Source organism: uncultured Agrobacterium sp. (assembly GCF_913777885.1).
Classification (GTDB): domain Bacteria; phylum Pseudomonadota; class Alphaproteobacteria; order Rhizobiales; family Rhizobiaceae; genus Agrobacterium.
Window position 1 is genome coordinate 1 of record NZ_CAJYTV010000012.1, and the last position, 21,197, is coordinate 21,197.

Genomic DNA, 21,197 nt, shown 5'->3' on the forward strand with positions numbered 1-21,197 from the left:
CAAAACCAACCGGAAGAACGTCTTCCAGCCCACCACATTACCAGTTAACGCGGGGTGGAGCAGCCCGGTAGCTCGTCAGGCTCATAACCTGAAGGCCGCAGGTTCAAATCCTGCCCCCGCAACCAAACTTTCCAAACACTTAATACGTTCTCGGCCGTGGAAGACGCTACGTCGCCTTCCACGTGGCAGCCGATTGGGCAGCATTTTGGGCAGCGCGCGTGGATCTCAGGCCTCGCGCGTGCGGGAGGCCCATTGGCCTCCCGCATCGTAAACGCGTCCGTGCCGTCTGCACGGCCTGCCCCTGTCACAGCGACCAACGGCGATCTCAAAGCCGGTCCATCCAATCCTGGACCTCCTGCGTACGCCAGATTAGCTTCCCTCCAGGCAGTCTCCGCGGTTCCGGAAAGATCTTCCTGGCAAGGTAGCGGTAGACGGTCCGCCGCGACAGCGTCGTCAGCCGGCAAACATCTCTGAAGGTGGAGAATGCCGCAGATCCCGGCGTGGAGTTAGCAGTCGTTGTCATTAGCGCCTCCATTCGTGCAGGGAAGCCATTGCTCGATCTCGTGAGTCCACCCGTAGACGATGCGACCGTAACGGAGAGAGGCCTGTGTGAGCTCGATCCGCTGCAGCCCCTCTGCCGATGGCTTCGGCAGGTTGCGGATTTCTGCTAAGTTAGAAAGACATGCCATGCGCAAATCCCTTGGTTTTGAGTTAGCTGGGGTACGTCCTATGCCCGAGGCAAAGCTCCGCAGTCGGCCCCTTGGCATTGCCGGTTCCGTCTCCGATGAGCAGCATCGATGCATGCCGAACTTATTGCACAAAAACTGTGAAATGTCGAGTCGATCGGCATATTTTCTCTTGACAATGGCGTATGCGGGCTAATTGTTGACAAAAAGCCGTTCTATGTAGAAAAAAATATCACATCGCGAATCCATTCCTCGGCGGCCCAGCCGCTTCGTCCGTACGTTGCGTCCACGGCTCAGCGCGCATGCGAGCAAAAGATGTTGACAGTTCCAGCGACGTAACATATTGTTCGTATAGTGAGCGTGGTGATCACGTACGCATCATAATGTCACTGTAATCGTCTCTAAAGCTTTTCACGCCGAGGGAAAAGCGGAAACTTTTTATCACAGCGGAAGCTGTCGAGTCCTTTTGGCGGACGCCGTGCAAATGCACGCGAAATCGAGCGCCGGATGGCGTGCGCAGGACCGCAAAACGGGGCAGATATGCCGTTCGCATACAGGGCATCCAACGGTTGAATCCTGGCGCGTCCCGTGCGGTCGGCTAGGATCCCTTTGTCACAGGAGAAACCTTCCTTGCTGAGCAATCCTCACCCGTCACGCGCCTGCGTGAATGATCGAATCCACGGGAGGCACGTGTTGTCCTCGGCTGATACTGAGTCCGCCATAGGATGTTCGTCGCCGCCCGCAAGGATCAAGGCTCCCCTTACCTGCCTCAGTAGACGCTCCTCACTTTACTCGTATTCGGACCGCTCGCGACCCAGTAGGCCGGCGGGAGCTATCTGGATACCCACTTCGGCGACTCAGGGGGCAAATGACGGTTGTGCGCCGCGTGCCACAGTCGGACTGCGGGGGCAGTCAAGGACCCGATAAGCGTGGCGTCTGAAGGCCCGTCGCCTCTCTCTGAAGCCGAGGGGCCCACGAAGCTTCCTTCGCCGAAGTCTAAACCTTGGAGCGCAGCGAATCATGCAACCGACTCTTGCTCGTCGAATATCCACCCTAAAAAAGCTCGTGGCAGATTTAGAGCGGCTGCAGGCTGGGAGCATCACCGCACCTGACCTCATCTCCGTTCCGGTGCTGAACGACTGGCTGCACACGTTCACCATCGTAAGCTGCCTCAAGGGGTCGATCGAGGGGCACCCGCGCTATCCGGACGGCCACGAGGTTCACACGAGCGAGTTCATCACCCTGCTCGTGGACGACGGTGAATCTTTTGCTCGCACAGCAGATTCCTGGTACAGGCTCGGCTGGGATCGTAAGGCCGACGCGCGATGAAGCATCGGATCGCGGCAGGCGCCTTCAAGGAGCTTCGGAGAAGGCCGGGCGTTATGCTCAGCTACTTTGTCCTTCGACGAAGCCTTCGCGGTACGGTGCAATTTCGTGGCGATGTGCCCGGCATTCTTGTCGTGATCGTGGACAAGGGTTGGGTTAGCCGGTTTCACCGCGCAGGAGAACTTCTTCTTTCTGGACAGCGCCAGGCGTTTTTCAATGCCGAAACTTCCCGGCATCAAGTCGTCAGCATCGAGACGGGTTCCAAAAAGAATGTAGAGCTCGACATCCTCCGGTACTCGGCTCAGACGATCGTGGTCACCGACAGTTTCGACGTGCTTCCCGATAAGGTGAGGATTGCGGCGGACGAGATTCTATATGTCGACAATCCAACGCCTCGACAGATCAACGCGGTACGGAAACTGACTGGCAGGAAGATGATCGCCAACGAAACGGCGAGGCTGCTTGCCAATCAGAACTGGGACATGATCGACGCTCTGCTCTGTCGGGATTCTCTCGACCGGTCGATGCTGGATGCGCCCTCCTCAAGCTCATCGTCCCTAGTACCCCGCCTGGGCGAACTGCCAGGATTCGGGGCGGTGCGATCTTGGGCGTCGGACCTTTCTCGGGATCTGGCAGCTTGGAAGAGGGGAGAACTTGAGTGGTTCAATATCGACCGCGCCGCACTGCTGATTGGTCCGCCCGGCGTAGGAAAGACGATGTGCGCCGGAGCGCTGGCTGCGGAGCTGGACCTTCAGTTCATCGCGACTTCGGCCGGCCAGTGGCAGTCGGCCGGCGGCGGGTACCTCGGCGACATGTTGAAGGCGATGCGCCTCGACTTCGAGAAGGCTTCGAAAACGCGCGGCGGGGCTCTGCTTTTTATCGATGAACTGGACTCAATCGGGAACCGTGCCCATCCGAGCCAGCATGCGTACTATGAAACTCAGGTCGTAAACACGTTTCTCGAGCTCACGAGCCGCGTGGTGCCTGGCGTCGTTCTGCTAGCGGCCACCAACCGTATCGACGACATCGAGCCGGCGATCCTTCGATCGGGTCGCTTCGAGCGTCACATTTCGATCGACTTGCCGACGCCGCAGGAGCGGGCCGATATCCTATCCTACCACCTCAAAGGATTCGACGCTGGCCGTCTCAGACGCTGGACCGATCAACTTCCTGACTTTACTCCGGCTGATCTCGAAAGGATCGGTCGCGCGATCAAGCGCTCCGCGCGTGCGGTCGGGCGGGACGTCGACGACCGCGACGTCGAAGCGGGCATGCCATCGAGGACCCATTTGTCCGAAGCAGAGCTTCGCCGGCTCGCCCTTCACGAATGCGGGCACGCCGTGACTGCTCTCGATTGCGATTTCATCAGGGCGGTAACCATCGAACTTTTCGACGCCGCCATCGAAGACCGAGGCCTACAGTCAGGTGGGCATGCGAAATACGACATGAGGGATTCCGTTGTCCTGACCGAGGAAATCCTTCGGGCACAGATTCGGATAGCTCTGGCAGGTCTCGCCGCCGAAGAGCTCGAACTAGGCACCAAAAGCACAGGAGCCGGCGGCGGCGAGGGCTCGGATCTTCAAACCGCAACGAACACGGCGGCGCTGATGGTCGCTTCGTGGGGCATGGGTAAGGTTCCGCGCCTGTACGCGGAGAGGAAGGTTGTCGAGCGTAACTTTCGGCCCGTCGGTGCGATCTCGAACGAGATTGACGCCATCCTAGTGGCGGAGTGGGACAACGTCAAAGCGCTGCTTCAGCAAGAGCGCGGAAAATTGCTGGAGTTGACGTCCGAGTTGCTGGAAAGAAGAAGGATCACCATCGACGAGCGGGGCAGGTCGGTTCAACGTGGCGAGCAGACCGCGTAATCGCCGTCGCCACCATCATTCACGGCTCCACGTTTCGTCGAGCGTCGCTCTCCCGTTCACCAAGTCGAAACCTTTCTCGAACGCATCCTCGACTGCGTTCCGATAAAGGGCGTCCGAACTCAGTCGCCTCCGAAGTTCTTTCTTTACGTTGTCACGCAGCCTGTACGACGGCCAGCCGACAATGCGTTCCTGCGCCCTCGCGCTCACGGGACCGCAGCAGCAGTCGTCGAACGAACCGATGGTGAGTATGTCGATCAGCGAGCCTAATCGAATCCTTGGGAGCGAGCGTGCTAGTCCAAGCTCCTCTATCAGGTCGGCCCTTCGCTCGCAGACTTCATGAAGGGCGGCAAGCGTGCCGGGATGAAATCGTTTTGCTGCGTTCATGTGGTTTCCTCGTGTGTCGGTTCTCGATGGTCCGAGAACCCGATGGAGGCGTCAATCCGCGACCGCGAAAATCGGCGGTAAATCTGAGAGCGGCGGAGGCGAATCCTGGCAACCACTTCACCTAAACCCGCATCGGCGAAATCTTCGCAAAGTCGATTGACGCCCGGTTCTTGCGGCGCCACGCTGTCTACAGAAATCACCAGGAGACAAGGTTTTGATCCTCTACCACTTCACATCTGCCGCCCATCTTCACGGAATCTCCAAATTTGGCCTGACAGTAGGCGACGTGGTCACCGACATTGGCGCCTTCAGGGGGAAGGTCGGCGTCTGGCTGACGACATCGGAGACTCCTGAGGGCCATGGACTGGAAGGCTGCAGGGTCGACAAGTCCGAGTTCAGGCTGACTGTCGACGTTCCGGAGAACAAGCTGCTTCGAAAATGGAGCGAGTGGGCGCGAGAAAATCTCTCGCCCCGCACGAGGCTTCTGCTCGACACAGGTGATGTCGATCGCTCCGAAGATTTCTTCGTCTACTTCGGTTGGCTGCCCGCAGAACGCATCTTGGAAGTCACCTCGACAAAGACCGGAAAAAAGGAGACTGACTGGGGGCGTGAGCGGCCGGACAGCCATCTTGTGCCAGGGGTTCCGTTCGGAAAGCGATACGAGTGGCAGAAGCGCACCTTTCGTAACGTACACGAGGTGCTGACTCTGATGACAGCACATCCTTCCGGCTTGGCTAACTGACATGAGTATGATCACTTGCTCGGTAAATGTCCCAAAACTGGAGCGTTTGATGGAAGTCGCCGCCGCCAGAAGCTCAGCTTGGCTCGGTGGACGTCGGCGGGCTTGTAGGCGGGATCACGGAGCTGATCGGGCGTGAGGTAGTGATCAAAACGCAGCTCGCGCCGAAGCTGCTCAACATGCGGACGGACTCAAATCAGCTTGAAAGCCGCTCCTCACTCGCGTTTTCACGCCCACGATGCCGTGCAGGATGGCGGGAAAATCACTATTGCCGCCGAGCCCAGGTCTATTTTAACAGGGCGGCGCACTGCACTTGTTGCCGGCGAGTATGTGCGTCTTTCGGTCCGAAATCAGGGCAAGGGATGACCGCGGGGCTGTGGCTGCCGGTCGGCAGGGACGCCGACGCGCCGATTGTTCCAGATACAACGATGTGGAATGCCCCTTCACTCCGCCGCTCGAGCGGTGGAGCGATGATGGCGGCGCTAATGCTTCGCAGCGACCGCTCGCGCTGAAGGAGCCGGTTGTGCGCCTCGCAATTTTCGCTAGAGTATTTGGGTCGAAAAGTTGCATTATAAGATTCGCAAATGCCTCTTCCCCCGTTGATCGGGCCCAACGCTTCGGATGCTGGCGGCGTAGCAGGGCGCCGGGGCTTTCGATTCCAGGACCATGTCGCAGCCCGGTTTTTACTCCAGCTTCTGCATGCGGAAAATCTCGCGCAGGTGGAGTGCGAAACTGGAGACGATATCGCCCTGCGTTGGGACGATGGCACCCATCGGAGCAATGAGTACGTTCAGGTCAAGACGACCGACAGTGACAGCAAATGGTCGCTTGGAGAAATCTGCCAGCGAACGCCGGCCGGCGCGGCGGGCACGTCGTTAGTCGAACGCTCGCTCGGATCGGAAGCCTTTCCTGGCCCCTCGATGTTCCGATTCATCAGCGTTCGTGAGATTCGGCATGAACTCGCTCCCCTCAAAATATCACGGGAAAAGCGCTTCGACAGCAATGAGGCACACGCCCTTGGAGGGCTCGCGCCAAGGATTGCCAAGCGGCTTGCAGGTGCCGTCTCGCCTCAAGGCACGACCGTGGATGAGTGGGTTCACCGTACGCTATGGGAGACGGTCGGCGGGGGAATACAAGCCCTCCGGCTCGAAAACGTAAATGCGTTGCTCCGTCTAGCTGAGGCTGACGGCGAGTGTCTGCTAGTTTCGGCTGCAGCGCAGATCTATGACGAACTCGTCGGTATGGCCGCGGCTGCAGGTGACGCCTCACGAGCGCTGAACCCCACGGCCAAGGTCATCACCAAAAGCGACATAAGTTCCTGGTGGAAGGAAAAGGTGGTGTCCATCAGGCAGCGGAACCAGTCATTCGTGAAGGTGTACCAGTTCGCTACGCCTAGCTTTTTCACCGAGCTGCATCGTATCAACGAGGAGGTGCCGGCCCACTCGATGGCTTCCTACGATGCCGAGTTCGACGGTGGCGCTTGGAGGAAGGACGACCTCTGCGAATACCTCATCGACTGGCTTCCAGAGGTCTCGCTCTCTGCGCGGGTCCTTGCGCAGACTCCCAGGCTGGAGACAAGGAGACAGATCCACAGGGCACTTGAATCTTTCGACAGAAGCCGCTTAGACGAAGAGGCGCTCCTCGCTCAATTGCTCCTGCACGCTATTCTTCGGCACTACAAAGAGAGCGAGCCGCTTACATGCAAGATCTTCAGCGTGAGTGGGAGCCACGCAGACGAAATGAACGCTCACATCGTTTCCAATCCGTCCGGCGATGAGCTTTGGCTCGGTCAGTCCCATATTACTGCTACCCGAGATTTCGCGAGTGTCATCAGCGCGGTCGTGACCGCACTCGGGACGACGCTCGATCGGAGTTTTCTTAAGAAAGAGCGAGAAATTATCTTTCAGTTCCGCGAGCCTCAACACCTTAGGCCCACCAACATCGATCGCATATTTGAACGGCACTCGAAGATCGACGACCTGATAAAGGTTTTAAACTTGCCGGTCCTCGTGGCCTACGACAGCGTTGTGCTGGCTGAGGGGTTCGCCGACGACTACGTGGCGCGGCTTCAAGCTGAAGTGGAGGATAAATACCGCTTGATCAAGGGCCAGTTTTCGGAGGCCTTGAACAAGGTGCGAATCCATGTCTTCCTCGTGCCGGTGCAGGGCGCAGCCACGCTGTTGGAGGAGTTCAAGGTGCGGCTGAGGAGGGTCTGATTTGAACAGGGACGAGTTACGCGAGAGGCTACGAGGGGACTTCGACGGCGAAGAAGCGGGAAAGCTTCTCTCGGCGATAAGCAGGCTGGTGAATGCCCGCGCGACCCACGACGACGGACGGGAACTCGTTATTCGGTGCCTGGACAGGCGCGAGAGGTTTCCAAACGGGCTCTCCCATGTTCTCGATGGACTGGTGCGGTCTGTCGGCCTGCTACCTTATGTGATCGACAGGCGTGCCCAAAGTCTGGAGGACCAGCTTCTCCTCGAGGCTCATCGCATGCCCATCGGCGGTGACAAGAGGGTGTTCCACACGCTTCAGCTCCAAATCTTTAGAGAACTGGTAGCTGGCCGCAATGTGGTGCTCAGCGCCACCACCAGCGTGGGTAAAAGCGCGATCGTCGACGCCGTCATCGCTACCGGAAAGCATCATCATCTAGTTATCATCGTTCCTACGATCGCGCTCATAGATGAAACGCGACGTCGCATAGCCCTCCAGTTCGGCGATCAATACGATGTTGTCACGCATCCGACGCAAACTACGTCGCCCGAACGCGAGACGATCTTCATCCTGACGCAGGAAAGAGCTCTATCACGGACCGATCTAGGCCAGGTCACGTTCTTCGTCATTGATGAATTCTATAAGCTAGACCTACGAGGTGACGACGACAACGAGCGGTCTGTGGATCTCAACCTCTGTTTTCACAAGCTCGCTTCGACGGGCGCGCAGTTCTACCTCATTGGCCCGCATGTGGACGGCGTCGCCGGTCTAGCGTCTTCGTACGAGTATCTTTTTGTGCCCTCGCTGTTTTCGACAGTCGCACTCGACATCGTGCAGTATCGCCTGCCGAGACACGGCGGACAGCGAGAGGAAAAGCTCGTCGAGCTTTGCACGGATCTCCGTTCGCCCACGATCGTCTATTGCCAGTCGCCGCATAGCGCCCAGACAGCCGCGAACGTGCTTCTCGACGCCGCGATTTATAAGCCTACCGCCGAACTGGACGCCGCCGTCGAATGGTTGATGTTCGAATATCCGACGGACTGGATCGTCACTACCGCCTTAAAACACGGCATAGGGATACATCACGGCAATATCCCACGGGCACTGCAGCAGTACGTTCTCCGCGCCTTCGAGAACGGACTTCTCAACGTGCTGATCTGCACATCGACGATGATCGAAGGTGTCAACACCGTTGCCGAGAACGTCATTCTTTTCGACAAGAGGTTAAATACCTCGTCCATCGATCACTTCACATTCCGCAACATCGCTGGGCGGGCTGGCAGAATGAGGCGCTACTTCGTCGGCAAGGTCTTCGTGTTGGAGGAGCCTCCGCCTGAGGACCGGTTTACCGTCGACATCGCGGTCGGAACGCAGCGCCCGGACGCGCCGATGTCGCTTTTGCTGGATCTGGACGACAAGGATTTGACGGAGGTCTCTCTTGAGCGGGTCAGGGAAGTACGAGAAGCCAGCCCGCTCTCTCCAGAAACGTTGAGGCTCAATCGTCACGTTCCGATCGAACGTCAGGAAGCCCTCTATAGGCTCATCACGCGTGACCTGCACCTCTACCACGACATGCTCGGCTGGTCGGGCATGCCACGGCCAGAGCAGCTCCTCGGGGTCTGCGAATTCATATTCAACTACTTCGACACAAACACGCTAAAGGGATATGGCATCTTCTCGGGCATGGCTCTGAAAGCCGAACTGAATAGAATCCAAATGTCGCGGCGGTATCGCGAAGTTGTCGATAACTTCGTTTCACACCGCCGCGCCGAGGCGACGATAAGCGACGGGGTCGAACTCGCTCTCCGCTTTATGAGAAAGTACGTTTCCTACACCTTCCCCAGGCACCTCATGGCGATCTCACACATACAGGCCGACGTTTTTGCAAAAGCAGGGCTGAAGCCAGGCAACTACGGACTTTTCGCCGGCATGTGCGAGAACCTCTTCCTGCCAGCGGGACTGTACGCGCTGGATGAATACGGCGTCGCCCCAGAAACTGCCCGAAAGTTCGGGTCCGGCGATTTCACCACGCTTGATGCCGCGCTGGACTACATTGCGGGGCCCGACCTGCAGACCGCTCAACTTCTCGAGTTCGAGCGCGATATGCTCGAAGAAATACGGTCATCGATGAGGCGCAGGCGCCGTGGCCCCGAGTTGATCGGCGAATGAGCCACGCGGCGAAGGCCATTGAAGGCTACGATCTCACAGTTCTGTGGGAGGAGGTCCAGGTGCTTCGTCATCGCGTCCTTGAAGCATGGGAGCGATCTGCGGCAGAAGTCGAAGTTGGAAACGTTAAGAAGATCGCGAAAAGACTGCGACGTGGACGCCTAGTCGTCAAATGTCCAGGTCACGCCGGACGCTTCGATATAAAATCCGGCGTGCCCCCGTGGCACTCAAGACGTGCCCGACGAAGGTCGACAACGGCGTCGCGCTGATCGATCTCGGATACTGATCCCGTTGTGAGAGGCTTCCACAACTTGTAGAGCTATGGTGCGCATTCATAGGGCGAGCACCTCGCAGGTTGTCTCTGGCACTGGCGGCGATCTACGGACTGGATGAAATCGCATCCGCGGTCACGCATGCGGAACGCGAGGGCAAGCTTATTCTTCGGATGGAGTAGGAGCGCGCGCCGTCTCGTGAGAGGGGCGGCCGCGTTGACGACGCCACTATATAAATCATGTGTAGGGCGGCCATCTAATCCAAAGGGTCCGTGTTTTCATCCTGTTCACCGAGTCGCGAAGGCGGCCGCACTGACGGTGAATGGGGGGTGAACTTGAGAACAAGATCCCGTCGTTATGGGCGGCAGCGACGGCATAAGATATGGTACCGCGAAGCTGAACGTCGCCGAGGGTGCGAAGGTCGTCGCCAGCGGCCGCAAGCGCGGGGCTGGTGAGGCTGCCGCGCGCGAGATCTGCGCCGGCTTCATACAGGTCGACCTCTCGAAGATAGAAGAACTAAGGAGACCTCAGTCATGAGGCCGGGTGGTTCATTCATTTTGTCTGATGTCGCGTTCCCGGATGTTGTTATCGATCGACATCCTGCCGTCGCCAGTGGCACACACTGCTAGCAGTGGGCTGCAGCCTCCCGCTTCACTCAAGCAAACTTAGGCTCTCCTATGTCCAACGGATCGCTATCCAATAGGTCATCGGCAGAGACCTGATCCCTGGCTAGGAACGCTTCGGGTGGATAGAGCAATTCGAGCGTCGAACGCACGAGGCCTGTCGGATAGTACTTGAGTAGCCGGAACTCAATTACAAGGGCATCGAAGTCCTTGGCATGCGCCATAAGCCCGTTGAAGCCCGCTAACCCCACCTCGAACGATGTGAGATGCCCGCGCAGCAGGTTCGCGTATCTGCGCTTCTCCTCGAAAGTGAGGGTCGTGTCCTGCCGAAGGCGCCAAAGGATCGTATAGAGCAACCGGAAATAAGGGCCAAAGGTGGATTCGTAGGGCCGGTGAACCTTAACCACGTAAAGCTCCGCCACCTTTCTGCGATCTTGCCTCGCTTCCCGCTCCAGGGCTCCCAGCCAGTATCGGAACTCGGACATTGCTGCGCGAAATGCCGCCGCGCCCTGTAGCGCTTTGCTCTTAGACGTCGTGGATTTATACATTCTGTACTCGTCGCTCTGGCGGAAGCGGACTTCAGACCGGGCGGCCCGCAACATTCCAAGAAGCTCAAAGTATGTCGTCTCGAATCTTTGCTTGTGAAAGTCGATCTGTTGTCGCCTGATGACTGCCGCTTGCTGGACAAAAGTCGCCACTACCACGGCAAAGCCCACCGCCCCGGTCAGTGCACTGTACGGTCCGAAAGTGTCGCCCCATGCGGCGGCATCCTGAATCGTAGCTCCCGTGTCCATCGACCAAAAAGCTACGTCGATCGAAATCCAACCCCAGACGAGCCAGAAGCCGAACAAAATGACCGACGCCACAATGGCGACGACTATGGTCAGCTTCGTCATGAAAATCTCCAGGAGGCACCGTGCACGATTCGATCATTGTCAACAGTTCGCTGCGAGGGAAGGGGATCCGATCGCGAGGCGGCCGTCGTCAACAGAAACTTTACCCGAACCCGTCTCGGGCGAATGCGGCGCCGACCGGACGAAGACGCTAAAAGCAAGATTGCCTCCAGAGGTTGGCAGGGAGCTATGCCCGGCGCGGAAGATCCGGACGACTAGCTTTCGTCGCACCGGAGCGCTGTGAAAGACCATCCAATTGTTGGCGACGTATTTTTAATCGTCGACAAAAGGCGAACTATCGGATTCTCTCTTGGCGATTTCCCCGGCCGACATTGGAAATCATATTCGCACTAAGGGCTTGCCAGGGAGGTTGTTGACGTAAGCCGGGAGGACTGGTGCGCTTCCGCGGGCGTTAGCCGTCAGGCCGTCGCCCGAATGAAAGAGAGGAGAGCAACGTGATGACCGCTAGATCGAGAACGTGCGGACCGCCCTTAAAGCCAGCGACGTAGTTTTTTATGGACAGAACCGAACGGCGAGGACCGGCGGTGGCGATGTCAAGGGCACCCCCGACGACGTCTAATCCTGGAGGAGAACTGGCAGCCGAAAGCTGCTATCTGGGCTCGCGGAAACTTTGCTCAGATTTTCTCGGTTTTCACGTTAAGAAACTCGCTCAGTATACGGACGCGTTCCTTGATGCTGGAGGCATCGTTGGTGCCTTGTTGATTTAGGCGATCGAACTCCAGCAAATCGAACGACGCGCGTTCATAGTTTTTTGTGGCTGCCTCTCGGTTTTCCGTAAGCTTCTTTCGAAAATTCAGCAGTCTCCGGCGTGTTACCTTGCTCTGCTCACCGTTCCTGATCGCCGCACGAAAGATAAGATAATAGACGACTAAGATGCCCTGTGCGAGGAGCAATTCATCTCCATTTGTGAACTCGGACACCATTTGGTCGAGCACCTGCCTCACATTGGTCTTCAGTTGCTGAACCCGACGTTTCGAGCCGCTGCGGTACTTGCGCGCGAGGCCGTCCAGATAGACTTTCTTTGTATCAATGATCTGCTTCGAGGTCGTGAGGCTTTCCTCGATTAAAAGAAATCGCGCCGATGCCTCTCGATGCTGAAACCGACTATTCTTGAACTTCACCTTCTTTGCGAAGAAAGGGTGCTGCGAGGTTTCGGCAATAGCCTTAACCAGATCTCCGCCGATGGCGTTGCGTTTTTCGGCAGCGTTGAGCGGAACGGCTTCATTCAATCGCGAGAACATATCTTCGATCAAGTCGATGTCGTCGCCCTCGATGGAGACGGTCACGATAGGGAGTACGAACGAGTCGAACTTCACCCGAATTTTCGGATACAGCTTCGCGATATCCTCATAACTTAGACCGCTCAAGTCGACATGAGCATCACGCTGATACTCAAAGTCCTCGCCCAGGGTGAATTCGCCGTCCATGAATCCCCATATCGCCTCGAGGCGTTGCCGGCCGTCGATAACCGAAAACCGAAAGCCGGTTTCCGCTACCTCTTCCGGGTTTAAGGCGTGGAAATATATCTTGGGGAGATCGTAGTCGTTCAAGATCGAATCGATCAGTAGCCGGCGCTTCTCGGGCGTCCAGACGCCGCCCATACGTTGGTAGTCTGGGCTCATGTTGATTTCTGAACGCTCGGAATAGAGCAACATAATCGTGCTGTTCTTAAGTACAGACGTTTCAACATAGCTCATTGCATCATTTCCTTGAGGATCGCGCCGATACTTGCCAGTTCTGGGAACAAGCTGAATCGTGTCATGCCCAGAAGTTTCAACTCGCTGGCAAGTTTCTCGCGTGCGGCGCTCGGTATCATATATTTGGCAACATGAGTGCTGTCGCCGACATCCTCAATCGCGATTTTTTTGTTATGGTGGATTGTGAACGTGCCCATCTGCGCCTGGATACGCGCGTTGTTTCGGGTGGCAATTGTTGCCACGGGGAACAGCTCGATGCGCGTGTTCTGACGCAAGCTCTCAAGAGTGTAGGCCTGCAGTTCGACATCATCGAACGACGGGATGTACTGGCCTTCCACCTTGTCGACGATATTTGCGTTCTGATTGAGCACGGTTGGCCAGAGGCACCACAACGTCGCATCAACGTTCGGTCGAGTTGCCCAATCCTCAACCGCGAAATACATTGAAATCAGGGGGCTCTCACTCCAATCCAAAAGGCGAGTCGGCACCCCGTAATGCTGCATCAGAAACGTCCAGTCGAACTGTGACGCGGGGCGACGATCGGCCAACATCGCGGCACTCTGTCGAAACCGATTAAGCAAAGTTGTCTCCGACGTATCCGACGTCGAACGCATGAATCCGGGCAGTAGCTTCCAGGTTGCGTCGGCGTGTCCTCGGAACCAGATCGTCCCTGGTTGCGCATCGCGATCCTCGCGTATGGCGGCCAGGAAATCGGACACGCTCCCGATCTGCCTTTCGATCATTCCTATCCCCTCACACTTGCAAGCAGACCGCCGAACCAGTTCAAAAGACCCGCCCGTGGCCGAACATAACATCACCGCTATCGGCGCTTATCCAGGGCCGCCGCAATTACCAAAAAAACCTACCGCTGCGCCTCGTCGAAAAGGCCTGCCGCGCGCACTTTCGCAATGCTCTCCAGCCCGTGCTTAGCCTGCTTGATTGACGGACGCCGGCTCCAGTCTCCGGCTGCATAATTAGCTAACGTCATACAGATGCCCGCTAACTTGAAATGCAGGATGCCGCTACGCTGGCCGAGTTCGGCGGTGCTTACCCAAATCGCAGAGGGGACACGCATACACTCTTCGATGCGCTCATAGTCAGCCACATTAAGTTCAGCCCTAGGCTTATGTGCGCCCGCTCCTCTCGCGGGATCAGCCGCATTGGCCAGTTCCCCAGGCAGAGGATCTGTCAGCATCGGCAGGCGATGGCGAACTGCGTTCCAGCAGTCTTCTTTCTTGAACCATTCCGTCGGGTTGCGCGCGCCAACCAGCCCGCGCAGCGCTTCATCGATCTGCGGCGCCCAGTTTTCGATCAATGCTTCAAGTTCGGGCGATAGGGACTGCCGCCGCCAGATCAGGTCAAAATCGATCCTTCCGCCCGTGCGCTCGCCCAATGCGGCCACCAGATAAGCCGTTATGTTCGCGCCATATGCGGGAAATTTCATCGCGCGCGTGAGCCGTTCGGTCGTCCGGTAAACGATCGTAAGCGCAACAAGCCGGCGGAACCACGCGGCGTCCGGCGCCGGAGCGGTCTCATCTTTGCGGCGTTGCATGAACGCCTGAAAGTTCTTCTGACCGCCTAAAGCAACCCGCCAGGGATGGCCGTCCCATGCGGAGAGATAGCGCGCTAAGTCAAGCTTACTCAACCGGCGAGACTTCGGTGTCTGCTCCCGGAACGCTCGCTGTTCGGTCGAACGGTATGAGGCCTTGTGTTCGGCCGCCAGCCAGGAACCCCGCGCTCGCTCATAGAACCAGCGGCCACGCCCGGATTCGAGCCAAGCGTTGTTAGCGAGTGTCTCGATCTCGCGATGGAACGGATCATTGGCTGAGAAATCGGCCTGCTGGACAGTGTTTTGCCGATTAGCTGCCCGTGAGATCGACGAGACGATCCCTTCGAGATCGCCCTCGGTAACATGGATAATCTTGACCGGGACCTCTACCAGATCAAGTCCGACGCCTTCCTTGCGTCGTGCACGATGTAGCGAGGCGACCGTCTGACCACCGTTGACGATTTGTAGGCCACGGAGCCCGGTCAAGAAGATGCCGCCGTTATCACTCTCTAGCCGCACCTCATCTGCGGTAGCCACCACGCCATTGTTGTAGGCAAGGAACATCTCAGGTCGGTCGACCAATGTCCGGCGGAGTTCGGCGTTGACCGATTTTCTCCCCGACAGTCCAAGAAAAGCCCGAACATTCAGTTCTAGCAGGTGTGTGCCGTAACGGTCATAGATACGTGATAGTGCCTCGCCAGGGAACGCAGCCAGATACGCCTCATAGTGACCGGCTCCCGAGGCCACCGGCAAACACGCTATGCGGCGTCCCGCCAGTGCCACTAGGTCGACGTCGATGTCCGCCCGTGTCTGGTTCTCCCCCAGTACGCGATGCAGGCGCACTATGTCGTAGAGTTGAAGCTCAACAGCCTTGCCATGGCTGTCGATGGTCGGCGGCAAAGCACCACTGGCAATACTGTCAGTCAACACGACGATACGGAAGTGATCAATACGTTCGCCAAGCGCAGCGACATTCCGGGCTAGGTCGCCTGCCTCAGTGTTCGACGGCTCTATTCGGTCGGCTAGTCCGCCGATACAGGCCGCCACGTACGTACCCGCACGCTCCGCCGTCTTCAGCAACTCGGCGGCCGGCAAGCGACGGGGCGGCACATCGCCAGAATAATTTGTCGCGAAAAGGGTCAGTTGTCCGGCTTCCTCATCGATAGCATAGCCACTGATGCGGAACGGCAAACGGCCAACCCGACCCTCCTGCGCCAGATCGAAAGCCGCTTCAAAATGTCCGATTTCCTCGAGCTCGTCGATTATTGTCCGCGTGAACAGAGCCTCGGTCGAGGGCAGGCCAACCGCCGGGTCGTCACGAGCCTCCTCGATTTCAGCCGCCAGAGTGCGGGCAAATTCCGCAGTTGCATCCTCAACCATCAGGCCTACCCCCAAGCCGGTTCATTACATCGTTACCATCCGCAATGAAGCCAGCCAGCGCGTGCACCTCGATCTGATAGTTGGCGTCGGCGATACCCGCGGGGACACGCGACCGGCTGAGGCATGGGAAACTCGTGCCCACGATGTAGTGTTCGCTGCCGGAAAAACTGACAGCGATTCTGTGATCGCGAACGGTGCCTGGTTCAAGACCGCGCCGCAGCAGTGCATTGGCAAAAAGTCTGCGCCCGCGATCTGTTGCAAACTGTGCTTCGATCCGTTCGGCTAGCTCGGCCAATGTGAGACCGTCTACTTGCTCTACCAAACGGATGTGAGCGACGTGCAACGATGCTAGTCCGCTGTTGTCTAACTGGTCGAGCGTCGAGACATGGAGTCGTCGCGCCGATCCGAGCGAGGTCTTGACTTCCAGCGCGTGGCCCCGATTCTCGAAGTCGTGTAGGCCATCGTCGGGCGATTTCCAGAAGCTGAGCGCGTTCGGAAAACGAGCAAGCAATTGTTCGAGGACCAGCAATTCTCCAATCAGCCCGATGATTTCCTGGCGGCTAAGACCGCGGGCCTGATCGCGCAAGAATGCTCGCCAAGCGGCCAGACGTGCGAATAGCTCGGGCAGGAGGTTACTCTCACCATCCTTCTCGCTCCGGACCAGCGTCCGCACCACGTCGCCGCAGACCTCCGCAAACAGATCACGGCTCGACGGCTCTTCGAGCGAAAGCACGAGGAGGCCGCCACCCGGATCTGCTGCCCGCGAAAGCCGAAGGCCGGCGGTCTCGAATAAGGTCAGGTCTTCGGAAAGTCCCCGCGGCCGCGCAATCAGGCATGGCGCGCCGTCAGTCTCCCGTAGGGCGACGCTCAGCTCGATACCGTCGGGTTTCGCGAGCCGACGACTGCGGAATAGCCGGTCACCAGAGGACACCGTCGCCAGGGCAGCCCATGCGGCAAGCAGTTCACTAGGCCCCGTCCCGTCATCCATCATGGAGTGCCACGCTGTTGTACGGAATTTTCCAAACGCCACTCGGCCGCCGCAGTCGGCGAACGAGGGAAGCTCACAACAACGCCATACAGAGGCGTGCCCGCTTCCAACTCAGCATTGGCGGGGTCTACCGGATAAAGCAGCAGTAGGCCAGAGCGCGGATCATCCCCACGCACGACTCTTATCTGCGCACCCGAAGGACGGTCCGTCGGCGGCTCACCTTTCACTTCCAGGATCCGGTTTGTCTCCTCGAGCGCGCGGAAATACTGACCGTCGGAAAGGTCGATTGCCTCATCAAGTGGGCTGAGTATCGACTTCGTGATGAAACGGGTGTCAGTTCTGGCGATTGAGGAGCGCCTCACCGAGCGCAGGCTATGTCCGCCAACTGAAACTGGTGCGCCAGTTCCAGCGGGCACGAAGATGGTCCAGTTGGTTAACTCGCCGCGGGCGAGCTGCGTCGAGATGTACGCGCTCATTCGGCGCCCATCAACGTCGGTACTTTCGGAAGGGAATGCCACCGAGCCTAGCAGGGCAGCAATCTTGTGTCCGACCACGCCGCGCCATAGAAGTCCGGAAGCGTTACCGCGACCGCCTGGGCGAGGCGGATCAACCTGCGGCGTGCCAAGCTCTTGCAACAGGCTATCGATTGCCGCAGCATTGAGCGTCACGTTGTCGGTGTCTCGGAATTGCACGGTCTGGATCTTACCCTCGCCGCCATAACTCACTGGCCGCTCGACCGCGTAGCGGCGCTTATTCGCGGCAGTAACGGTCATCACGCTGTGGGTCGCGATGCTAAACCCATAGTCCTTCGGCCGAGCGAGCGTGATCTTCATATGCGCAAGCTGCGCACGAAGGTCCTCGTTGACAGTAGCCAAATGGCGGAACCAAGCTTCCATGTCAGGCGTCGTGTAAAGGCGGCATAGATCGGCATAACCGCGGCGGTAGCCGAACCAGCGGCCCATCTGCAGCAGGCTATCATATTGCCTTGAGATACGCAGAAAATAGCTCGTCGATAGCCCCTCCAGAGTCAGGCCTCTGGACAGTTTATCGCCACCAATCACGATCACCGACAAGCTCTGACCAGCCGCCTCGGCGGCATCGTAGTCGATCCCGGTTCGACTGCGGCCGTTGGCCACAGCCACCTGAATCCGATCGATTTCGTCAGGTAGCCTTGCCACGACGTCGGTCCAGTTGACGCGACGGATGGCACGGCCGAACACGGTAGGCGCAATCGCCACACTCGTTGGCTCGAAGTCATCGACCCACAGTTTCTCGAGCCCAATCAGCTCGACCGAGTCTCCTGCGGCGACAGCGTTGCGGATCACCCTCAACTCCGCCTCTACTTGCGCGTGCACGATGTCATGAACATCCTGAAAGCGCGAGACGTGAACCAGCATTGTCCGATGGGCGTTAACCTGACCGCGTGCGGCGCGCGCTGCGCAGGCGATGATAAAACTGCGCATCGCTCGTGCAAGACTGGGTGGCACACGCGGCTGGCCTTGCCAGACTGGACGGAGTGTCTTGTCATGCGGATCTGGTATCCAGGCTTCTGCGGTCTGATCAAGATGTCGGGTGACTGGTAGACCGCCTGAATCCGCGTCGTCATCACGGCCGAAGACTGCAAGCGGTCCGAAATAGTCGTCTGGAGCGGACAACGAAAGAATGAACGTCGAGGGAAACAGGTCGGGGCCGTAATCCTCGGCTGTCCGCTCGTCGTGGATCATGATGTTGGCAAACGGAGTGGCGGTGTACCCGACATACACGCTGCGGCTAAACGAGCTAAGGAGCTTTCGGATTTCGCCGTTGATCCGCTTGGGATCATAGTCCTCGTCAAAAGTGCCGTCGGGGAGGAAGCCTTGGTCGCCAGTGTCGGGCGACGCTTGATCGGCTTCGTCATCTATCACCAGCAGAGGTGCCTCGCGCGAGGGCGCGGGGAGGCGTGCTATCCAGCGATTAAGGTTCTTCAATACTCCGCCATTCTTCTTTATCACGAAGATGAACGGACGTTCGCCAGGTGCGAAGTTAGAGTTTTGCGCAACTGTTCGGTTGAAGTCACCGTTCAGCTCCGAGGTCGTGAGGCTGTCCACGAGCATAACCGGTCCCGGCAGCATGCCAACCCCGATCGGGCGACGCCCGCCGCTGCCGTTTACCCCTGCCGTATCGAACCCAAGAAAATCCTGATCGAGGCGCAACTGAGTCTGGCGACGCAGGACATTGTGCATACCAGCCAACACGATGATCACCCGGTACCCGACGTCGGCGGCACGATTGATCACGCCGGCGTAGTGAGCCGTTTTGCCCGACTGAACGTTGCCGACAACGAGGCCGCGCCAATCCCACGGTCCCGGTCGTTGCGGATCTTCAATGAGTTCGATGACTTCGGAGGTGCTTTCTTCGAGCACTTCCAAGGCACGCGGCGCCCAGTTGTCCTCGGCAAGCTTTTGTAGGTAACGCTTCAGGTAGTTTCCAGGGCGCCGCTTCTCCCCAATATACCATGGCGTCGGCAACTGATCATTCTGGAGTCGGATCGAAGGTCCTTGGGCCACGACGAATAACGCTTGCAGATCTTGGGTTGCCGCCTCAATTTCTTCGGCACCAACTGCTTGCCCTGTGGTAAGCGTGACGAGTTGCGCGGACGCGGCGACAACCGCACGGATCTCATCTACACTGAGAGTGCGGTCCCCCGCCTTGGGTCCAAGAGCAACGCGGGCGGTATTAGCAAGCTGTGTGACAGGATTCATTGATCACTTTTCCCCAGAAGCTCTAGCACCGCCGATCGCAGCGCGCGTGAGGTAACGCCCAGCGAACGCAGTACCGAATCAAGACGGTCCTCAGTGTTAGCCGAACTGTTTATCATGCCGATCAGACTGGCAAGGGGTGCCGCCAGCGCAGCGATTTCAGGGGCCGTCGGGTCTGGCGGCTCAACCCCGCCATGTTCGGCGACATCGAGCCAGATCCGCTCGACGGGGACCGTTAGTTCGAGTGCAGAGAGCATTCCTTCGAGAAGAACGGTGTTCTCCCCGAGCAGCTTGGCGACAGCAGCGACTGCGGGATGATCGCGGCGCACGCGATAACGCGGCACGCTCTTGCCGGCGCGCGTTTCCCACGGCCAAACTTCACTCTGGTCCACAGAGCGCTTACGCGAAACCGCTGGTCCGGTGCCGCGCCAAGCAAAGATTTCGCGAGCTCGTTTGCGGGCATCAGTGCCTATACCGGCCAGCCGCGTACGCGCCCAGGTAGGAGGTCGCGCCAGCGACTTGCGGATGTCAATCCTCCATGCCTCGTCCATACTGATCGGCAGATCGAGCGCGATGCGGGCTAGTCGGCTTGACTCTTCGCGAGTCCATGAACGCGAGCCGCCGAGGCCCAGCCAGCCACCGGGCGAGACCAGCCGGTCGCTGCGATAGACATAAAAGCCCTGACGCTCGACCCAGCCGCCCGGACCACCAGCTTCTTCCCACTCGCGCTCGTTCGCGAAGCGGTCACGGTGCGGAAGAATGTATGCTCGCGCGGCAATCCGGCCATCAGGACCGCGAATGACATCCCGCGGCAGGGCTATAGTCGCATCGTGGCGCCGGCAGAATGGATCCCAGGCGCTAAGCGCGAGCCCGTTGACGCTGATTGTGAGCCGTCGTGCCTCGCCGCCAAGGAAGCGGTGAAAAGTCATCGAAAGATGGGCGCGGATGCTGGCGATACGGTCGTTGAACGAATCGCGGTCCAGTTCCCACAGGCCGCCAAGCCGATCCATTCTGTTCCAACTCACCAGGGTGCCATCGCCAGCCGTTTCAAATGCTGTAGCAAGTTCGCCCGAAGGCGACATGTCCGGCGCGTCGGCGTGCCAACCGTCACCAACTCGGTCCACATCCCAGGCGAGCCGGGAGACGATTCCGTTACGGCGCGAAGTGACGGTGAGTTCGCGACATTGGGAGAGTGACGCGGTCTTAAGCCCCAGGCCGAACCGTCCCAGATCATCAACATTGCGCTCGGCATCTGGGCCTTCGCCGCCGAAGCGCATAGCCTCGATCAATCGGTCGAATCCCATGCCGACGCCGTCATCGGCGATTTCTACGAGCGGATCGCCATCGCGCCAATCGAGCCGGATGTCGACCTTGCGGGATCCTGCCGCGAGCGAATTGTCGATCAGGTCGGCAAGCGCAGTCTCTGGCGAGTAGCCAAGCCCCCGTAGAGAACGCAGTAGTGCACGTGGGGATGGACTTATTTCAAAATGTCGCAGCGAAAGTCTCCGGTGGCTGGGCATCAATTCTGCGACTATTACTGGCGCGCCGACGCCGACCGTATGGTCGAAGACGGCGGGACAGAATTACGCCTCTGGCAAAGGTAAATGTGATGTAAAGTGGTGCACTCTGGTGTAGACTGGTGCGACGTTAACAGGA

General features: G+C 58.4%; 16 protein-coding genes and 1 tRNA gene. 7 read left to right on the forward strand and 10 right to left on the reverse strand.

Going from position 1 to position 21,197, the window contains the following annotated elements; all coding sequences use genetic code 11:
* Positions 1-48 precede the first annotated feature (48 nt).
* Positions 49-125: transfer RNA gene (locus QZ869_RS11410), tRNA-Met, on the forward strand.
* Positions 126-325: 200 nt separating this feature from the next.
* Here QZ869_RS11410 and QZ869_RS21790 read toward each other — a convergent pair.
* Entirely contained in the window at positions 326-535 is a 210-nt protein-coding gene (locus QZ869_RS21790) for a helix-turn-helix transcriptional regulator (RefSeq protein ID WP_367115330.1), read from the reverse strand.
* On the reverse strand, positions 507-689 hold the full coding sequence (locus QZ869_RS11415) for a hypothetical protein (protein WP_296104665.1): 183 nt from the start codon (positions 687-689) through the stop codon (positions 507-509). Before QZ869_RS11415 ends, QZ869_RS21790 begins: the two co-directional genes overlap by 29 nt.
* Before the next feature lie 1,017 nt (positions 690-1,706).
* Here QZ869_RS11415 and QZ869_RS11420 point away from each other — a divergent pair.
* Complete coding sequence (locus QZ869_RS11420) at positions 1,707-2,015, forward strand: DUF6634 family protein (protein ID WP_296104668.1); 309 nt, start codon at positions 1,707-1,709, stop codon at positions 2,013-2,015.
* Positions 2,012-3,877, forward strand: a complete 1,866-nt coding sequence (locus QZ869_RS11425; protein ID WP_296104670.1) for an AAA family ATPase — start codon at positions 2,012-2,014, stop codon at positions 3,875-3,877. The genes QZ869_RS11420 and QZ869_RS11425 overlap by 4 nt, the downstream gene beginning before the upstream one ends.
* A gap of 15 nt (positions 3,878-3,892) precedes the next feature.
* Here QZ869_RS11425 and QZ869_RS11430 read toward each other — a convergent pair whose 3' ends face one another.
* Positions 3,893-4,261 carry a hypothetical protein gene (locus QZ869_RS11430; protein WP_296104671.1) on the reverse strand — a complete coding sequence of 123 codons (369 nt, stop codon included), beginning with the start codon at positions 4,259-4,261 and terminating at the stop codon, positions 3,893-3,895.
* Positions 4,262-4,475: 214 nt separating this feature from the next.
* On the opposite strand from QZ869_RS11430, the gene QZ869_RS11435 reads away from it, so the two are divergent.
* From QZ869_RS11435 to QZ869_RS11450, 4 genes are all read left to right on the forward strand, one after another.
* Positions 4,476-5,003: a hypothetical protein gene (locus tag QZ869_RS11435; RefSeq protein ID WP_296104673.1), complete on the forward strand. Its 528-nt coding sequence runs from the start codon at positions 4,476-4,478 to the stop codon at positions 5,001-5,003.
* Between the two features lie 581 nt (positions 5,004-5,584).
* Positions 5,585-7,216: a Hachiman antiphage defense system protein HamA gene (locus tag QZ869_RS11440; RefSeq protein ID WP_296104674.1), complete on the forward strand. Its 1,632-nt coding sequence runs from the start codon at positions 5,585-5,587 to the stop codon at positions 7,214-7,216.
* 1 nt (position 7,217) lies between these two features.
* Positions 7,218-9,383 (forward strand): DEAD/DEAH box helicase, encoded by a 2,166-nt coding sequence (locus tag QZ869_RS11445; RefSeq protein WP_296104675.1) that lies wholly within the window; start codon positions 7,218-7,220, stop codon positions 9,381-9,383.
* A gap of 626 nt (positions 9,384-10,009) precedes the next feature.
* Positions 10,010-10,189 (forward strand): hypothetical protein, encoded by a 180-nt coding sequence (locus tag QZ869_RS11450; protein ID WP_296104678.1) that lies wholly within the window; start codon positions 10,010-10,012, stop codon positions 10,187-10,189.
* Between the two features lie 118 nt (positions 10,190-10,307).
* Here the strand turns inward: QZ869_RS11450 and QZ869_RS11455 are convergent, their stop codons facing one another.
* The 7 genes from QZ869_RS11455 to QZ869_RS11485 form a co-directional block, all read right to left on the reverse strand.
* A complete protein-coding gene (locus tag QZ869_RS11455; RefSeq protein ID WP_296104681.1) occupies positions 10,308-11,171 on the reverse strand; it encodes a putative phage abortive infection protein in 864 nt (287 codons plus the stop codon).
* A gap of 632 nt (positions 11,172-11,803) precedes the next feature.
* Positions 11,804-12,886 carry a DUF262 domain-containing protein gene (locus QZ869_RS11460; RefSeq protein ID WP_296104683.1) on the reverse strand — a complete coding sequence of 361 codons (1,083 nt, stop codon included), beginning with the start codon at positions 12,884-12,886 and terminating at the stop codon, positions 11,804-11,806.
* A complete protein-coding gene (locus QZ869_RS11465) occupies positions 12,883-13,629 on the reverse strand; it encodes an FRG domain-containing protein (protein WP_296104685.1) in 747 nt (248 codons plus the stop codon). Before QZ869_RS11465 ends, QZ869_RS11460 begins: the two co-directional genes overlap by 4 nt.
* Positions 13,630-13,748: 119 nt before the next feature.
* A complete protein-coding gene (locus tag QZ869_RS11470) occupies positions 13,749-15,815 on the reverse strand; it encodes an AIPR family protein (protein WP_296104688.1) in 2,067 nt (688 codons plus the stop codon).
* Positions 15,808-16,803 (reverse strand): PD-(D/E)XK motif protein, encoded by a 996-nt coding sequence (locus tag QZ869_RS11475; protein ID WP_296104691.1) that lies wholly within the window; start codon positions 16,801-16,803, stop codon positions 15,808-15,810. Before QZ869_RS11475 ends, QZ869_RS11470 begins: the two co-directional genes overlap by 8 nt.
* Entirely contained in the window at positions 16,803-19,544 is a 2,742-nt protein-coding gene (locus QZ869_RS11480; RefSeq protein WP_296104692.1) for a Z1 domain-containing protein, read from the reverse strand. Before QZ869_RS11480 ends, QZ869_RS11475 begins: the two co-directional genes overlap by 1 nt.
* Positions 19,541-21,061, reverse strand: a complete 1,521-nt coding sequence (locus QZ869_RS11485; RefSeq protein ID WP_296104694.1) for an ATP-binding protein — start codon at positions 21,059-21,061, stop codon at positions 19,541-19,543. Before QZ869_RS11485 ends, QZ869_RS11480 begins: the two co-directional genes overlap by 4 nt.
* Positions 21,062-21,197 lie beyond the last annotated feature (136 nt).